Source organism: Occallatibacter sp. (assembly GCF_035317045.1).
Lineage (GTDB): Bacteria > Acidobacteriota > Terriglobia > Terriglobales > Acidobacteriaceae > Telmatobacter.
On the sequence record NZ_DATHHT010000035.1, the window covers coordinates 26,562 to 44,154 of the forward strand.

15 protein-coding genes are annotated in these 17,593 nt (G+C 58.5%); 9 read left to right on the forward strand and 6 right to left on the reverse strand.

Annotation, left to right across the window (positions count from 1 at the left end; genetic code table 11):
* The first annotated feature begins 186 nt into the window (after positions 1–186).
* From VK574_RS16980 to VK574_RS16995, 4 genes are all read left to right on the forward strand, one after another.
* Positions 187–765 (forward strand): PadR family transcriptional regulator, encoded by a 579-nt coding sequence (locus VK574_RS16980; protein ID WP_472801053.1) that lies wholly within the window; start codon positions 187–189, stop codon positions 763–765.
* 103 nt (positions 766–868) lie between these two features.
* A complete protein-coding gene (locus tag VK574_RS16985; RefSeq protein ID WP_472801054.1) occupies positions 869–1,528 on the forward strand; it encodes a CPBP family intramembrane glutamic endopeptidase in 660 nt (219 codons plus the stop codon).
* 52 nt (positions 1,529–1,580) lie between these two features.
* Positions 1,581–3,884 carry a sensor histidine kinase gene (locus VK574_RS16990; RefSeq protein WP_472801055.1) on the forward strand — a complete coding sequence of 768 codons (2,304 nt, stop codon included), beginning with the start codon at positions 1,581–1,583 and terminating at the stop codon, positions 3,882–3,884.
* Positions 3,881–5,236: a sigma-54-dependent transcriptional regulator gene (locus VK574_RS16995; RefSeq protein ID WP_472801056.1), complete on the forward strand. Its 1,356-nt coding sequence runs from the start codon at positions 3,881–3,883 to the stop codon at positions 5,234–5,236. The genes VK574_RS16990 and VK574_RS16995 overlap by 4 nt, the downstream gene beginning before the upstream one ends.
* On the opposite strand, the gene VK574_RS17000 is transcribed toward VK574_RS16995, so the two are convergent.
* Positions 5,220–6,038 (reverse strand): J domain-containing protein, encoded by an 819-nt coding sequence (locus VK574_RS17000; RefSeq protein WP_472801057.1) that lies wholly within the window; start codon positions 6,036–6,038, stop codon positions 5,220–5,222. The two genes, VK574_RS16995 and VK574_RS17000, sit on opposite strands and share 17 nt — an antisense overlap.
* Positions 6,039–6,381: 343 nt before the next feature.
* Here VK574_RS17000 and VK574_RS17005 point away from each other — a divergent pair, with 343 nt between their 5' ends.
* Positions 6,382–6,828 carry a recombinase family protein gene (locus VK574_RS17005; protein ID WP_472801058.1) on the forward strand — a complete coding sequence of 149 codons (447 nt, stop codon included), beginning with the start codon at positions 6,382–6,384 and terminating at the stop codon, positions 6,826–6,828.
* 29 nt (positions 6,829–6,857) lie between these two features.
* Here VK574_RS17005 and VK574_RS17010 read toward each other — a convergent pair whose 3' ends face one another.
* Positions 6,858–7,919, reverse strand: coding sequence for a hypothetical protein (locus VK574_RS17010; protein ID WP_472801059.1), 1,062 nt, complete (start codon positions 7,917–7,919; stop codon positions 6,858–6,860).
* A gap of 144 nt (positions 7,920–8,063) precedes the next feature.
* Between VK574_RS17010 and VK574_RS17015 the strand changes: the two genes are divergently transcribed.
* The 3 genes from VK574_RS17015 to VK574_RS17025 all read left to right on the forward strand — a co-directional run bounded on the left by VK574_RS17015 (position 8,064) and on the right by VK574_RS17025 (position 12,047).
* Positions 8,064–8,393: a hypothetical protein gene (locus VK574_RS17015; RefSeq protein ID WP_472801060.1), complete on the forward strand. Its 330-nt coding sequence runs from the start codon at positions 8,064–8,066 to the stop codon at positions 8,391–8,393.
* A gap of 167 nt (positions 8,394–8,560) precedes the next feature.
* A complete protein-coding gene (locus VK574_RS17020; RefSeq protein ID WP_472801061.1) occupies positions 8,561–11,254 on the forward strand; it encodes a TonB-dependent receptor in 2,694 nt (897 codons plus the stop codon).
* Between the two features lie 280 nt (positions 11,255–11,534).
* Complete coding sequence (locus tag VK574_RS17025; protein WP_472801062.1) at positions 11,535–12,047, forward strand: hypothetical protein; 513 nt, start codon at positions 11,535–11,537, stop codon at positions 12,045–12,047.
* A 131-nt stretch (positions 12,048–12,178) separates the two neighbouring features.
* On the opposite strand, the gene VK574_RS17030 is transcribed toward VK574_RS17025, so the two are convergent.
* The 4 genes from VK574_RS17030 to VK574_RS17045 form a co-directional block, all read right to left on the reverse strand.
* On the reverse strand, positions 12,179–12,571 hold the full coding sequence (locus VK574_RS17030) for a hypothetical protein (RefSeq protein ID WP_472801063.1): 393 nt from the start codon (positions 12,569–12,571) through the stop codon (positions 12,179–12,181).
* A gap of 89 nt (positions 12,572–12,660) precedes the next feature.
* Positions 12,661–13,476, reverse strand: a complete 816-nt coding sequence (kdsA, locus tag VK574_RS17035) for a 3-deoxy-8-phosphooctulonate synthase (RefSeq protein WP_472801064.1) — start codon at positions 13,474–13,476, stop codon at positions 12,661–12,663.
* A 140-nt stretch (positions 13,477–13,616) separates the two neighbouring features.
* Complete coding sequence (locus VK574_RS17040; RefSeq protein WP_472801065.1) at positions 13,617–14,114, reverse strand: hypothetical protein; 498 nt, start codon at positions 14,112–14,114, stop codon at positions 13,617–13,619.
* A gap of 20 nt (positions 14,115–14,134) precedes the next feature.
* Entirely contained in the window at positions 14,135–15,793 is a 1,659-nt protein-coding gene (locus VK574_RS17045) for a CTP synthase (protein ID WP_472801066.1), read from the reverse strand.
* 483 nt (positions 15,794–16,276) lie between these two features.
* Here VK574_RS17045 and VK574_RS17050 point away from each other — a divergent pair, with 483 nt between their 5' ends.
* Positions 16,277–17,575, forward strand: a complete 1,299-nt coding sequence (locus VK574_RS17050; RefSeq protein ID WP_472801067.1) for a hypothetical protein — start codon at positions 16,277–16,279, stop codon at positions 17,573–17,575.
* The last annotated feature ends 18 nt before the right edge of the window (positions 17,576–17,593 follow it).

The following is a 17,593-nucleotide window of genomic DNA, read 5'->3' on the forward strand; positions in this document are numbered from 1 at the left end:
CACCGGTCGGTAGGTCAATTCTTCAGCATTGAGACAGAGAGCTTCCTCTTTGTTGTAAGTCGAAAGATCACAACGAAACGCCGTAATCCGAGGAGCTGGGCGCTAGCTCAAGAGGTTTCTCTCTTGACATAGGTATCTAATAGTCATATAGCTATTAGCAATATGGCGCAACGCGTAAGCTCCAGTATGGAAGTTCTGCTCGGCCTGCTGACTATCGAACCGATGTCGGGTTACGACCTTGGCCAGATGATCGATGAAAGTATTCATCACTTCTGGAATGAAAGCTATGGGCAGATCTATCCCAATCTGAAAAGGCTCGCATCCGGCGGGTTCGTTACGCGCAAGATACAAAAGCAGAGAGGCAAGCCCGACCGGAACATCTACTCCATCACGAAGAAGGGCAGGGAACGCCTTCAGCGCTGGCTCCAGATTGAGCCGCAGTCGGAAGTTCCACGCAATGAATTGCTTCTGAAACTCTTCTTTGGCTCGAATGCTTCTCCGCAAACGATCAAGGGCTACGTAGAGAAGATGGCTGCGAACGAGCGGGTAATGCTGGAGCGATTCACGTTCATCGAGCGCGAAATCGCCAAAAACGCGGACTACCCCGACGCGCCCTATTGGCAGATGGCTTTGCGCTTCGGGCAGATCGAACTTCAGGCACACATGCGATGGACAGAAGAGACGCTGACCGCGTTATGCAAACTCGATAAAGCACAGGATCGACTGTCGAGCAGTCGAAAGGACAAGGGCCATGCAGGCAAATGAGATTGTCGCGCCGGAAAGTTCGGATGATCGAAACGCTCCCGCTCAAATAGCCTCGTGGAGCAGGCTCACCGGCTTCTTGGTGATAGGGGTCGGTGTTGTGGTAATGGGTTTCATTGCCCAACATACGGCTACCGCCGGCAATGGTGTGGCCGCCGCTGGTCAACTTGCGAGCCACAGACAAGCAATTCCCATTTACCTGGCCGCGCTTGTAATGGACTGGGCGCTGTTCTATTACTGCTGGGCCGCAGTGCATCACTATGGTGGCAGTCTATGGACCCTCTCAGGCGGGCGATGGAATTCATGGAAAGACGTGCTGGTGGACCTGGGAATCATGGCGCCGTTCCTGATTGTTTGGGAGGGTACAGCATACGGAGTTTCCAGGCTCATAGCCGGGTCTGTTGGGCCGGGCAGCGCAAAGACGGTTGACAGCCTGCTGCCTCAGAGCCTGATTGAGATTTTGATCTGGATTGCAACTTCGATCACCGCGGGCATCTGTGAGGAGATGGTATTTCGCGGCTTTCTGCAACGCCAACTCCATGCGTTGAGCGGGAACATCGCGGTCGCGGTGCTGGGGCAGGGTCTGGTCTTTGGGTTGTTCCACAGTTATCAGGGGTGGCGGAATGTAGTCGTTATCAGCGTACTTGGAATCTTGTATGGTGCGCTGGCGGTATGGCGTAGGAATTTGCGCATCAATATCGTTGCGCATGCCTTTACGGATGTGTGGGAAGGTTGGCTAAAGTTCATCGTCTGGCACATCGCCTGACTCTCGTTGACCGGCCTGCCTCTCGTTTGCTGCCCCGCACTATAATCGCCGCATGCCCTTCGAAGGTGGCTCGCGGCGCTCGACTGTCCTGTTTCTCGGCGCGGGCGTGTTGCTGTTTTTCGCCCTTCTGGGTGGCTTGCAGGCCTTCAACACCTCCAACGTTCGCTTTCTCAATCCCGAAACCTCCGGCGAAACCCTGGCCTTCACCGGCCTCACGGTCGTTGTCTTCCTTTCGCTCCTCGTTTTTCTTCTGCTTCTGCTGCGCGCCATTCTCAAACTCTACGCAGATCAAAGCAGCAGTGCTCTCGGTGCGCGACTGCGGACGCGCATGGTGCTCGGCGCTGCACTCATCGCGCTCACGCCCGCGGTTTTCATGTTTCTGTTCAGTTTTCAGCTCATGAACCGCTCCATCGACCGCTGGTTCTCGCCGAATACCTCGGAACTGCGCGAGGACTCAACTCGCGTCGTGCTGGAGTTGGCGCAATACGTCACGAGCAATGCACGCAGCGAGGCACAGTCGATCGCCGCAACGGGTGCACCCGATGCCGACACGCCTACGCTCGAGAAAGTCTTCGACGCGCACACCATTACCCTTCAGGGTGGATTTGTCCTCATCTACGCTAAGGATCATCGGGTCATCTCGAGCTTTCAGGCCCTTCCCGAGAACAGCACGGCAAGCCTCATTCCCTGGATCCCTGAAAAAGCGGCGTCCACAAAGTTTCAATCCGCCGTTCCGCTGCAGCGCCCGCTCTCGGCGGGCATCCTCTTCTCTGCCCAGCGCAACGACGAGCCTGTCGTCCGCATCGCGGGACAGGATTATGCGCTGGGAAAGGCTGCCACGCCTTCCGGAAAAATCGTGATTGCGGCTCTCCCGATGCCGCAGGGGCTAAGCCAGACAACCGCGCGCATCCGTGAAGGCGCAGAAGAATACTGGGACCTTTTTCGATCCAGGCATAGCATCCGTGCCACGTTTTTTCTGATGCTGTTGCTGATCACCGTAGTGGTATTCTTCTCCAGCGTCTGGCTTGCCCTGTTTCTCTCCAAACAGATCACCCGCCCTGTCGAAGCGCTCGCCGATGCCATGGACGAGATCGCCGCCGGCAAGTATGAGCACCGCGTCGGTCTCGTTACCACCGGTGAAATGGCAGAGCTCGTGCGCTCGTTTAATCACATGGCAGCCGATCTCGACACCAGCCGAAAACTCGCTGAAACCTCATCGGCCCAACTCACCGCCGCAAACCAGGCCATCGAAGCACGCCGCCGCGAGCTCGAAACCATCCTCGAAACCATTCCATCCGGTGTCGTCACGCTCGACGCTGCCGGAAACGTGCTGCAGGCCAATCGTGCCTTCGCCGTCCTGATGGGTAAGGATGAAAACGCAACCGTTCGCGGGACCAAGATCGATGCGTTGTTGCCGGAAGATTCCATTGAGGAGCTCGCCGGCGTCATCCGCCGCGGCCAGCGCATGGGTGCGGCCTCCACCGAAATCGAATTCCATCTTCACGGCCGTAACATGCACCTCGCCGTGACCAGTGCGCGGCTTGAACTTGCTCGAGGCAAGGCGGGCACTGTCCTCGTCGTCGAAGACACATCCGAACTCCTCCGCGCCCAGCGTCAACTGGCGTGGAAGGAAGTGGCGCAGCGCGTAGCCCACGAAATCAAGAACCCGCTGACGCCTATCGCGCTCTCCGCCGAACGTATCGGCCGCCATTTGGACCGCAGCCAACCCGACTCGCCTTCGGTCATTCGCAAATGCAGCGAAGTCATCCTTGCCTGTGTGGGAACGCTGCGCACGCTCGTCGATCAGTTCTCCGCGCTCGCTCAGTTTCCGGCTCCCCAACCGCGCCCCTGCGACATGAATCAGATTGCCGACGAAGCCCTCGCCCAGTTCGCCGGCCGCCTCGAAGGCATCACGGTCAAGCGCGATCTCGAGCCCGGTTTGCCCCCCGTGCTCGCCGATCACGAGGCCATCCGCCGTGCGCTCGCCAACCTCATCGACAATGCCGCCGAGGCCATGCAGGGCAGTCTGCTGCGTGTACTGTGCCTGCGCAGTTCTATAGCCGAGGATGGCGGTGCCGTCGAACTCGAAGTTTCTGACACCGGCCACGGTCTGACCGAAGAAATCCGCGAACGGCTTTTTCTGCCCTTCTATTCCACCAAGCACCGCGGCACCGGCCTGGGCCTTTCCATCGCAGCCAAGATCATCCAGGAACTCGGCGGTTCAATCCGCGCCGAAAGCAACACCCCCAAGGGAGCGCGTTTCCTCATTCGTCTGCCCCTGCTCGATCACATCGAACCGCCTCAGCAGGAGGCGAACGGTGCCGGGGCTACACCCCTCACCGAGGCTCGCTCATGAATCATGTCCTCGTGGTCGACGATGAGGCAGAGATCCGCACCTCGCTCGAAGAGATCCTCACAGAAGAAGGCTATAGCGTTGCAACCGCCGCAACCGCCGCTGAAGGCCTCCTGCTCATTCAGGACGCACCCTACGATGTCGTCCTGCTCGATATCTGGCTCCCGGACCGCGATGGTCTCGACGTTCTCGCCGATATCCATGCGCTGGTCCCGGAGAAGCGTCCCGAGGTCGTCATCATCTCCGGCCATGGCACCATCGAATCAGCCGTCAAGGCCACCAAACTCGGAGCTTATGACTTCCTCGAAAAACCGCTCTCGCTCGATCGAACGTTGATTGTTCTGAAGAATGCTATCGATGCCCGTCGCCTTCGCAACGAGAACCTTGAATTCAAGCGCCAGTTCAGCCTGAATGCTGCGCTCACCGGCGAAAGCGTTCCCGTCAAAGCGCTGCGTCAACAAATTCGTCTGATGGCGCCAACCAATGGCCGCGTCCTCATCTACGGCGAATCCGGCACAGGCAAGGAACTCATCGCGCGAGCAATTCATGCCGAAAGCCTCCGCCGCGATGGCGTCTTCATCGAACTCAACTGCGCTGCCATCCCGGAAGCGCACATCGAGTCGGAACTCTTCGGCTATCGACACGGCGTGCAGCCCGGCGGCCCACCCGAACAGCGCGGCACTCTGGAACGCGCCGACGGCGGTTCGCTATTTCTCGACGAGGTCGGCGATATGAGCCTCAAAACGCAGGCCAAGATGCTTAGCGCCCTTGATGACCAGCTGTTCACGCCGGTCGGCGGCACGCAGCCTCTGCGCGTCGACGTTCGCCTCATTGCCTCCACCAACAAGGATCTCGAAGAGGAGATTGCGAAGGGCAACTTCCGCGAAGACCTCTTCTACCGCCTCAATGTTGTTCCGTTTTTTGTACCGCCGCTCCGTGAGCGCAAGCAGGACATCCCGCTCCTAGCCCGTGAATTCCTCGCCGAATTCGGGCGCCAATACGGTCGCCCGCGCATGGAGATCAGTGACGAAGCGCTCGAAGTCCTCCAGCAATATCACTGGCCAGGCAACGTGCGCGAATTGAAAAATGTGATCGAACGCGTCTTGATCCTGAATCCGCGCACACTGCGGATCGAGCGCAAGCAACTGCCGCCGCTTACCCACAAGTCCGCCTCACGCTCGACGGAAGACTTCTCCACGCTCCAGCAGGCGCGCGACGCCTACGAGCGCGACTACATTCTCAAGAAGATTGAAGAAGCCCGCAACAACGTCAGCCGCGCCGCCGAACTCCTCGGCCTCGAGCGCAGCCACCTCTACCGGAAGATGAAAACCCTCGGCATCACTGTACGCGAGTAGAAGGCGGATCTTCCTGCACGTTTACCAGCGCATAGGTCCGTCTATCTCCCTTGATCTGCCGCCGGTCGCCGACATTCACGCGTCGATCCCGCGTTCCTGCCCGCCGATCGGATCCGGGCATCCGCAGAACCACTTTGTTTCTCCGGTCCTCGCCACTTTGTCGCCGGTCCAGCCAGGCTGACATTGAAGATGGCAGGATAATCGGCCCCGAACCGCGTGCACCATTCGGGTGCTGCTTCTGCATCTTGGCTACCTTGTCGAATTGCACCTTGCCATCGGTTAGCAGCTTGTTCAGCACGGGAAGACTTCCACGCTGCGTCTCGATGTAGTCCACGCCCTCCGCCGTCAATGTGAAGTCGGAGTTGTCCGCCCTCGTGATGTAACCCTTCTTCTGTAGATACCAGGTCGTGAAGTCCAGGTAGTCACGTGGAAATCCCATGCGCCGTTCAATCTCCGCCAGCGACACTTCGGGAAAGCGAGGATTCGCGCGCCGCTTGAAGTAGAGGACCGCCAGCACGGCGACCCGCCGGTTCAGCTCGCCTTCCACGCTGTCCATGAAGTCGACGGAATCCGAAAGAGGCTGAACCTCCATCGCTTCCCGGCGGCAAACCGCATCGTATTCCGCGCGGCGCACCGGGTTCGAGAGCGTATCGAAGGCAGTTCTCAGCAGCCGGAACATCTCGGGATCACCCGACTCAGGATTGTCCGGATGAAGCCGTGCTGCCAGATAGCGATAGACGCGATGAATGGTATCCACGTCCGCATGCGGGCTGATTTGCAGGAATTCGTAGTAGTCGATCATCCCTGTTTGTCTTTCGTCTTGATTTTCAAGTGTCTAGTTATGTTACAGATTGGTCCTCGGGGGATTGCCGAATTGTAGCAGTCTTTGTTCTTCTTAGGAACAATTCATGATGGCCACGTTCGATTCGGTTCTGGATGGCAACCCTTCATCCCTTGGGTCTTCGAGCCTTGTCCATTACCGGACATGGAGTTGCAAAAACGGCCACGAGTCCCGATTGATCGATCGAAATGACCTTTCGTAACCCATTCTGGCGTAATGCTTTGACCTCTCGTGTGCGACTACCGCCTTCGGTCTCGAAATTGCACTACCTCACAGCACATTGCTGTGTCTTTTGGAGGCTCCCATGGCCTATTTCGAGCGTATTCGTGATGTGGTTTCCGAGCCCTTCAGCTCGGACGTGATCCGCCAGCGCGCTGCTGGCGGGTGGCAAATGGTCTCAATAGAGTGGCGCCGCGAGCTGCCTGACTCCGAAACTCCGCCTGACGGAGCGTTCAGCGAAGCCATCCCCTTTGGCCTGCGCATCTCTGAGGATTGCAAGCGGCTCGAAGTCGACCCCCACGAAAACCAGGTTCTTCTCCTCATGATGGATCTTCTGGCGCAGGACTTTTCCTACTCGGCCATCGTCAGCGATCTCAACGAGAAGGGCTTTAGAACCCGTGAAGGCCGACCCTGGAGCCGCGTCGCCGTCTTCAACATGATGCCGCGCCTCATCGAAGTCGGCCCGCGCATCTTCTCCAGCGAAGAGTGGGAGCAGCGCCGCATCAAGCTCGCTCGCCGCGAAGCGCCTTAAACGCAGGCCGGCAAACCACCGCTCTCTCGCTATTTCAGAATAGGTCCAAGCGACGCCGGGTTATCGCCCGTCCGCGGATCCACGCGAAAATCCCACACTGACTGGCCGATGTCCGACGGCGACAGGATCTCCACGAGCGCGTATTCCCCGATGGTCAGCGTTGTCTCCGGTGTCAGCTTCAGCCAGTGCTTGCCCGGCATCACTTCCGCTTTGGTCGGAATCACATCCTCGTTCTGCGTCACCTTGCCGGTCGGACTCACCTGGATCGCCCCGATGATCCGTACCTCCCGGCGTTCGTCCACTTTCACAATCGCAAATCCTGAGCCTGGTGAGTGCGCGCCATGTTTTCGATTCGCCACTTCCTTGGCGCCGTGCGTTTGCACTGTCACAGCGTGCGATAGCACCTGTTCCACATTATCCTGGCCCTCGAGCGAGAGATAGATCGCTGGATCATTCACGTGCAGGTGCACCTTTGCGTGTGCTCCATTCAGCTCAACCGTGGCCTTCTGGCCTGCCAGCGGATTCAGCGTCGCCAATCCCTTCCGGTTTCGCTGATTCAGGCTGAGGTCCGAAGGCACCAGCTCCACCAGTTCCGGCGTGCCCTGGAAGGTGTCCAGCACAAATACGCCGTCCTCATCGGGTAATTCAAGCCCCTTCGCGACTTCCGGCATACGGGCTTTCGCCTCATTGCGCTCGGCCGCCTCTTCCTTGTCGATCTCCTCAGCCTCTTTCATCGCTGGCGAAGCCGCTTCCGGGCTCTCATACGGACCAACGTGGTTCCGTTCCCACTTGCGTGTCGCGTCCCAATCCACAAGATCGTAGGGCAGTTCCTCCCATTCATCCCGCTCGAGAGAGAGATACCGCACGCGATCGCCCGCAACCTCATACTTGCGTACCATCTGGTAGTTGCCGTCTTTCAGGATCAGACGATGGTTCCGCGCCAGCCCGGGAGCATCCGGCTTGATGGCCGTCCCATGATTCGGCTGGCCCTGCTGATCCTGCTGACTCCAGGCGGTCCCCCCCAGCGCCGCCGCCAACGCCGTTGCCAGCGCCACAGCGAACACCCGTCGAGGATGACTGAAATGCTTCATTGCCCAACAGTTTAGACTCTCACAGCAATGTCTCGTTTGCGACCGGTTACCGCAGGGCGTGTTTTAGATGCTTACATCTTGGGTTGCCGCGCATCCAAACCCGTGTATTCTTGCTGCAGGCTTCTCTGTAAGGACGCTTAAAGTTTGACCGCACTTCACACATGGACACGCAGTGACCGAGGCGCAAGGCCAAGAGCCCACGCCGCTGTCGTTGTGCTCTGCCTGGCGTTGCTTGTCCTGCTCGCCTTCGTCCAGGTGGCCCACGTCCACTCCGTCGACACCGACGCCGACCACTGTTCTCTTTGCATCGTTTTGCATACTGCGGCAGCTCCGGTTGCTGCGGCAGTGCTGGCCATTGTGCTCGTTCTGTTCGAGGCCGTCGCACCGGCCGCCGCGGTTCGTCCCCTCCGGATCTTCTGGTACCGCCAGCTCTTCATCCGCCCTCCTCCGAGCCTCTCTCCGGCTTCGTCCTGACCTAGCGTTTCGGCCAGATTCTCAAATCAAGACAGCCCGCATCGGGCTGAATATCCTGCATTCTCTGGCTTTGACCTGAAGTCAACGATGCCGCCGTTGCACTGACGACGCCGTGCGCTTCCAGCACGGGCTACGCCCATTCAGTCAACAATTGGAGGCTTCATCCCATGCCATTTAGGTTTGGCACTTTTATTCGCATCCTTCCCCTCGCGGCCTGCTTCTTCGTGGCCGTTGCTTCTCACGCCGCGCAAGGTGGCAATGCCGGCACGGTTCGCGGTTCCGTAACCGATCCTTCCGGAGCAGTTATCCCTGGCGCCACTGTGCACGTCACAAACGCAGTCAGCGGTTTCGACCGTACGGTCAAGACCGATGCGACCGGGCAATTCGAAATTGACAATGTTCCTTTCAACAACTATCAGCTCAGCATTTCGGCTTCAGGATTTTCCCCGCTGAGTCAGAGTCTGGTTCTTCGCTCGTCGGTCGGTACGACACTGAAGCCCGTGTTGCAAATTGCCGCCGCGAATTCAACCGTAACCGTGGAAGCTTCGGGCGACCTGGTTGAAACCGATCCCACGTTTCACACGGATGTGGATCGCGACCTCTTCATCAAAGTGCCGCTGGAGAGTCAATCTTCAACACTGAGCTCTCTGGTGACACTTACTACCCCTGGAGTGGCGGCCGATTCCAACGGACTGTTTCACGGCCTGGGCGACCACGCATCCAACTCGTTCTCGGTTGATGGCCAGTCGATCACCGACCAGCAGAGCAAGGTTTTCTCCAACCAGCTTCCAGCCAACTCGATCCAATCCATCCAGGTCATCTCTGGCGCTCCGCCAGCTGAATACGGCGGCAAGACAAGCCTGGTCATCGTGGCCACCACCCGCTCGGGCCAGGGAATCACCAGGCCCACCGGAAGCATCAACAGCTCCTATGGCAGCTTCGGATCGGCGACCGCCGGCTTTGATTTGTCCTATGGCGGCAAGAACTGGGGCAACTTTATCGAAGGCGACGGCCTGAGCACCGGACGCTTTCTCGATCCCCCGGAGTTCACCGTCTTCCACGCAAAAGGCAATGAGGAAAACATCTTCGACCGCGTCGACTATTCTCTGACGCCGGCCGACTCGATCCACCTTGACTTCAACTACAGCCGGTCCTGGTTCCAGACACCCAACTCATTCGACAACCTGAACGTGCAGAACGTAGTCAGCGGCGGCACTTCCGCCAACCCTGTCTACGGCAACGTCGGCAACACCGACCAACGCTCCCAGATCGGCACCTTCAATATCTCGCCGACTTATACGCGCGTCATCGGCAATAACTCGGTCTTCAACCTCGGTGCCTTTGTCCGCCGGGACAACTACAACTACTATCCCAGCAACAATCCCTTGGCCGATCTTGGACCTCCAAATTTGCAAACCGCTTCGATCGCCCAGAACCGCACCCTTACCAATACCGCTGTACACTCGGATTTCTCCTATGCTAAGGGGATCCACAACATCAAAATCGGTGCGCAATACGGGCAGACCTTCCTGAACGAGAACGATAGTCTGGGCATCGTCGAATCGAATTACGCATTCAGCGCGCCTTGTGTGGACGCAAGTGGCAACCCCTTGCCGGGCTACGCCAATCCTTCGGAATGCACCATCGGGACAAATCCGAACTATCTCCAGCTGCTCGCACCCTTCGACCTTACCCGCGGCGGGAGCTATTACAAGTTCACCGGCCACACTGACATCAAGGAGCTGGCACTGTACGCCGAGGACCAGATCAAGGCCGGCAACTGGCTCTTCAACCTCGGCCTGCGCGAAGACGTGTACAACGGCCTCACGGATGCCAACCAGACGCAACCGCGCGTCGGCATTGCCTATAACGTCAAGCCTTCAGCGACCGTGCTGCGCGTCTCTTACGCACGCACCCTGGAGACTCCCTTCAACGAGAACCTCATACTTTCCAGTGAAGGATGCTCGAATGCCGTGTTGTCTCCTTTGCTGGCCTGCAGCCCGGGTGTATCCGGAACGTTGCAGCCCGGCTACCGCAACGAGTTTCATGCCGGTTTCCAGCAGGCTCTCACCAAGCGGGTCGTCATTAGCGGCGAGTACATCTGGAAGTACACTCACAACGCTTTCGACTTTGGCGTGCTCGGCAATACCCCGATCTTCTTCCCGATTGACTGGCATAACTCGAAGATCCCAGGCTATGCCATCAATGTGCAGGTGCCTGAGTACCATAACTTCAGCGCATATGTTGAGATGTCGTCCGTGGCCGCCCGCTTCTTCCCGCCGCAGTCCGCTGGAGCCGGAGCTGCACCCCAGACAGGCGGCTTGCCGTTCCGCATCGACCACGATGAGAAGTTCAACGAAACGACCCACCTCAACTACAAGATTCCCAAAGGCAGCTTCATGCAAGGCGTCTGGGGTGGCTTCAACTGGCGCTATGATTCTGGTCTGGTGGCCGGTTCGGTGCCGTTCGCTACCGACAATACGACGCCTGTCGACCTGAGCGGCCTCACCTTCGACCAGCAGGCCCAGGCCGGTATTACCTGTAACGGAGTCAAAGCGACCCCCACCTTCGGCTTCAATTCCTGCTTGCCGACGCAGTACGGCTCGTCGTTGGTAAGCATCCCCGCGCCGGGCACCGAGAACGACGACAAGAACCCACCGCGCATTGCGCCGCGCAACCTCTTCGACGCGACGCTGGGCAAAGACAACATCTTCCACGCCGACCGATTCAAGACAAACCTCAACGTGACAGCCATCAACTTCACCAACAAGTACGCGCTCTATAACTTCCTGTCGACGTTCAGCGGCACACATTACGTCACTCCGCGTGCCCTCACAGCGAACGTGACGTTCAACTTCTAACACCTGAACCCGCCTTCCCCAGCGGTCTCCCGCGTCTCTCTTGAGGCGCGGGAGAAGGCAACTTTACGGCTGAAATCAAGGCACTTAGGACCCGAAACGCCGAGGTGCGACTACCCGCCCACGTAACCCTCCGGTAATCGACCGCGATCTCCGATGTTCGACGATATGAGTACCTGAGACAGTCCGAAATTCGAAGTCCGGGATGAGCCCGTACAAACTCATGAGGTACAGTTGCGTTCATCCGAGGTTATTGTCCTGGCCCCGGAGGAACGAGTCCCCGATGCCCCGACTTCAGAAACTACTGCGAAGCTTATTTGGCTATGCGTCCATCGTTTCTTCTGCCGTGTTTATTGCTCTCGCTCCGTCGATTCTCAGGGCGCCACTCCCGCACGCCTCTTCGCGCTTTCACGCAGAACCGGTCTCGCTGCTGCTCATTGCTATGCGAGAACTCATTCTGGTGATGCCCGTAGTCATGGCGGTTATGACGGGACTGGCTTGGTGGGCTCTTCGCAAGGGCCTCCCATCGGCGCGGTCGCGCGCACTCGCAGCAAGCATCTCGTCCCTGCTGATGAGCACTCCATTCCTTGTCGCGGGCATTGCCATCGTGCGCTATTCCCTGGCGGGCGCAGTCGAGGTCACCGGGGTCCTGGTTCTTTTCGTCACACTTCTATCGCTCGGAGTCGCCGGCCTCGTCGCTTTCGGCAAACGCAATGTGCCGTTCGCGGCAGAAGCAGGCCTCCCGCATGTAACGACCAACGCAGAACGTCTCGGTTCACTTGCTCCGACGATGTAAACAATCCGCAGCCATCGGGTTGCATGTCGCAGAACTGGATCGATGATTACGGGTATCAGCGCTGGGTGCTCCCCGCCTCGCTCTTGAGACCTGGGATGGCCAACGTTCATAGCAAGGTCCACGAAGTTCGATTAGCGCAGAGCCAAGGCCGCCGCAATCGCTGCGACGCACAACTTCACCAGCCACCCGGCCGAGTACGAAACCACAAACACCCGATGCAGCTTGATGAAGGCCGCGTTGGTCAGAATCAGCGGCAACGGCCCGACGATCCAGACCAACAACGCAAGCCTGAGTGCGCCGCCAAGCGAGGTCACACCCAACCACGCCGCCAGGCAGACAAACGCGCCGCACGTCACAAACGGCAGCGCGCTCGATACAGCAATTGCATTGCTCTCCGACCCCTTCCGCCAAATCTCCGGATACGTCCAGCGGCGATGAATCCAGTCCCCCGCGAAGAACCAGTCGGTCATCGAAGTCACGATGCCCGCGCCAACCACCACGAAGATCAAACGAGTCCAGTGCATCTCTCAGCTACGCTTTTGACGCATCATCCCACTCCGGAGAATAAGTTCGCGCAATCGAACATCCCGCTCCGGATGATTTGACAAGCGAGCTACGAGCTACAAGCTGCACTTATCGCCAGCAGCGTCTCCAGCAGCGGCTTCAGCAGATCGAGCCGCAACGCATTTGCCCCATCCGACTTCGCATGCGCCGGGTCATCGTGCACTTCCAAAAACACACCATCAACGCCCGCAGCCACTGCCGCCCGCGCCAGGAGCGGAATAAACTCGGGCTGTCCGCCGCTCACCCCATTCGCAGCTGAAGGCTGCTGCACGGAGTGCGTGCCGTCAAACACCACCGGCGCCATCGCCCGCATCACCGGCAGCGATCGGTAATCGACAACCAGCGTGTTGTATCCAAAGCTCGCCCCGCGCTCGGTCAGAAACACGCGCTCGTTTCCCGTCGATCGCACCTTCTCAACCGGATGTGCCATATCCCACGGCGCCACAAACTGGCCCTTCTTGATGTTGACCGCGCGACCGGTTTTCCCCGCAGCCACCAGCAGATCGGTCTGCCGGCAGAGGAACGCTGGAATCTGCAACACGTCCACGGCCTCGGCAGCAACGTCACAGTGCGCAGGTTCGTGCACATCGGTCAGCACCGGCAATCCGGTATCCTTCGCGAGCCGGCCTAGAATCTTCGTGCCTTCCACCAGCCCCGGCCCGCGAAAGCTCTTCACGCTTGTCCGATTCGCCTTGTCGAAACTCGCCTTGAAGATGTAGGGAACACCCAGGTCGCTGGTGATCCGCTGGATAGCTTCCGCCATCCGCCGCACATGCGCTTCGGATTCGATGACGCACGGTCCAGCAATCAAAAAAAGCTGTCCCTCGCCCACACGGACAGGGCCAATCTCGAATGAGTGACTCACGAAGCCGATTCTACCTCGCTTGTGGGACAGGGAAGCCGGCTGCCCCAGGCGGGTACCCCGGTGGGTGCCCCACGTCCCTCGCACTTGGGGACCTGGGAGGCCAGCAGAACAGAGGGTTGGGTACCCGTGAGCCATCGACCTCATTCAGGATTCACGAGCTCGGGAAAGCGACGATTGATTTTGGCTGCCATCCATCTCGCCTCTCTCACGGCAATGACGTAGAAGAGAATGATCCCAAAATAATCCCACAACGACATTCGTCGCCCTTCCTGAGTCAACCATCCCGGCAGCAGAGTCCTCGAATACCGCCACAAATATGCTGTACCGCTTACAAGTGCCAGGATAACCGCTTGCCGGACCAGCAGTTTGCTCATGAACTTCATGACGGGAAGGTTTCCAAAGAAATCATCCGAGTCCTTGAACGCGATCCCGCAGGTGCAGCAAAGCATCAAGACGAGGTAAGTGATTGTTGCAGCCACTTGCCAGCTCCAGGTGTACCGATCGAAAGGAAAATAAATCAGACAGAAGGTCACGCCGGAGATGACGTGTGCCCACGGCCCAATCCACCAATGGGATCTCTGTTCGGCGTCTGATGCGCTTTGTGTCTCTTCGGTTTGATTGGCGAGGTCTTCGAACATCGTCCCGCCGCCCCGCGAAACTACCGAACCTCTGCAGCCGAAGTTGTCTTCTCTACTCCGCGGCCAACCCGGTTCTTGTAGCTAGCCGCAATAAACTCCCGGAACAGCGGATGCGGCTCCAGCGGTTTCGATTTGAATTCCGGATGGAACTGGCAGCCGATGAAGTACGGATGCTCCGGCAGCTCCACAATCTCCACATACGTCGAATCCGGCGTAGACCCGCTGATCTGCAACCCGCCGCCCGTCAACAACGCTTCATACTCGCGGTTGAACTCATAGCGATGCCGGTGACGCTCGCTGATCTCCGTTGCACCATAGATGCGATGCGCCAGGGTGTCCGGTTGAATCTCGCAGGTCCATGCGCCCAGCCGCATCGTGCCGCCCATCTCTTCCACGCCCAGCAACTCCCGCAGCTTGTAGATCACGCGATGTTGCGCCGCCGGGTCGAACTCGCTCGAGTTCGCATCTTTCAGTCCGCACACGTTCCGTGCAAATTCAATGCAGGCCGTCTGCATGCCAAGGCAAATGCCGAAATACGGCACCTTCTTCTCGCGCGCAAACTTGATCGCGTTCAGCATCCCCTCGATACCGCGCTTTCCAAACCCGCCCGGCACCAGTATCCCGTCGAACCCCTCGAGCTGCGTCTCGTAGCTCGTGTCCTCCGGCGATTTCGACTCAAGCCCCTCAGCCTCAATCCACGTCACATTCAGCTTCAGATTGTGCGCCAGGGCGCCATGCGTAAGCGCCTCTTTCAGCGATTTATAGCTGTCCTCGTACTCCACGTACTTGCCCACAATCCCAATCGAGACGTCGTCCTTTGGGCGGTAGCACCGCTCCACCAGCGCTTTCCACGCACTCAAATCAGCTTCAGGAGCCTCCTTGTGCAGGTATTTCAGGATCAATCCATCCAGCCCCTCCTGCGCAAAATTCAGCGGAACCTCGTAGATCGACGGCACGGTCGTCGCCCCGATCACCGCCCGCTCTTCAACGTTGCAGAATGCGGCGATCTTCTGGCGCATCTCGCGGCTCAGGTGCCGGTCGCTCCGGCATAGCAGCACATCCGCCTGGATCCCGATCGAGAGCAATTCCTTCACCGAGTGTTGCGTCGGCTTGGTCTTCAATTCCTGCGCAGCTGCAATCCACGGCACCAGCGTCAGGTGAACAAACACCGTATTCTCGCGCCCCAGCTCCTGCCGCATCTGGCGGATCGCTTCGAGGAAGGGAAGCGATTCGATATCGCCCACCGTCCCGCCGATCTCCACGATCGTCACATCGTGTCCGTTCGCCGAGACCTTCCGCATCGCATTCTTGATCTCGTTGGTCACATGCGGAATCACCTGTACGGTCTTGCCGAGGTAGTCGCCCCGGCGTTCCTTCAGGATGATCTGTTCGTAAATCCGCCCGGTTGTCAGGTTGTTATCGCGCGACAGCGGAGCGTGCGTGAAGCGCTCGTAGTGCCCCAAATCGAGGTCAGTTTCGGCTCCGTCATCGGTCACGAATACCTCGCCGTGCTGAAACGGCGACATCGTCCCCGGATCGACATTCAGGTACGGGTCAAACTTCATCATGTTCACGCGCAAGCCGCGGCTCTCGAGCAGGCAGCCGATCGACGCTGCCGCAAGACCCTTGCCTAAACTGGACACAACTCCGCCTGTCACAAAGACGTATTTCGCCGTCATAGCTGCGACCTCACTGTTTAGTTGTTGTGATTGGACGTACCTGGTGGGCACAGTCAAGTATGGCAGAAAATCAGGTTCCGTTGAACTATAAAGTGGATACCACCCTGCTTATTCCGCGAATAAACGTACATAAACCCATATGTAGACAGAACTTCTTGCGATCCCCGCACCCTTCTCGTCCGCCCACTTTTCCCATCTTCTGTGGAAACCTCGTGATCTGGAACACCGGCACTCCCAATCTTCGACGCCTTGCCTCACCCCCTAATCCAGCCTCGAAATCGAAATAGAGTCCCGTCTTCATGCTCTCGGCACACTCCGTCGCTTCCACGGTCAATTATTTGTTTTCAATGCGCTATCGCAAGAACAGTGCTACCATTCCCTTCCATCAGCGAACAAATGAGGACGGGTATCAACGGGGTGTTCCCTCGTTGAAGGCTTGATTGGCTGACCGGTTGCTTCCATTTACCCTCTCGGAGATCTCCAATGAGTGTTTTATTTCGGCGTGGTCACGCACCACGCGTTGTGTCTACCCTGGCTGCTATCGTTCTGGCTTGCGGCTGTTTATCGAGCGCACAGTCTTCCACTGCGAAGCCAGCCGCCACGCCCGCTCCACCTGCGACCTCCGGAACCAAATCCGGATTCGCCATCGAATCCGAGATGCTGACCTACACAGCCATGGACACTCAAGGCCAGGCGGTCGCCTGCGGCATTGCTCGGAACGTCGGCGCCGCTGACGAAAAATGCTCGCCCCGGGCAGTCTCCGGCCCCGGCGCGGGCATCGTCGTTGTTGCTTCTCCGTCTAGCGCACTGTCAGAATTTCAGCTTTGGCGCGCGGACCTTGCCAATATGAGGATGCTTACGCTGCGTGCCAACCATTACTGCCCGCAGAATTCGCGGGATCGAGGTGCGACAGCTTCTTCGTCGTCTCTGGGTTCGACAATCCTCTCCATGATTCCCGGCGGCCAGGCTCTCTCATTTGCGCAGGCCCTCTTTTCCAGTTCCTCTGAAAGCAATCCGGTCGAAGGGAACATCGGAGATCAGGCGCTTGTCGCGGACATCGCCGGACACCTGAGGGCACTCGGCTTATCGGTCGTAATTCCCGACACGTATATGCCGCGCTCGCTTGCCGCAGTGGACAATGCGCACTCGCCGTTCATGTCGAACGTCGCAGCGCTGCTCAAAGCCCGTGATTGTCTCACCGCAAGTCCCGCTGAAAGGCAGCCAGATCACACCGCATCGCCCGATGCGGAACACGGTCCCGCAACTGAGAAAGGGCCACAAGGTGAAAGCGACAAGCAGGCTGAAGGCGACAAGCAGGCCATCGGCCAGGCAATCGACGCATTCTTGAAGTCGCTCGCCGACACCCATGTGCCCGCGCCTCCCGCATCCTCGTCCGGCACAACTCCTCCTCCTGAGCCTGTCATTTCTCATCTCAGTGCAGTGCTACGAGCGGATGGACTGGCGCAGGAACTTGGCTCCGCCTCTGGCGAAAGCCAGTCAGGTGAAAATGGCACCTGGTATCTGCTGTGGCTCAAGGCGCTCGAGTCCGGAGGAACCGTGGCAAAAACCGGGAACGCCATTCTCGGCAACAAGACCAACTTCAGTGGTGGCGCTGTCGGCACCTATTCGCTCTTCCGCCTCAGCGGAAATGTCGTGTGCTCCGGCGTCTTTTACAACTACGCCGGCCCCATGCAAATGAGCCAGATCGCGAAGATGCTCAGGGGCACGGTGGATGCCCCTCCCGCAGGCCGATTGGCCGGAGGCTGCGCCGCAAATCCGTAGCGGCTTCCGCTTCATTGA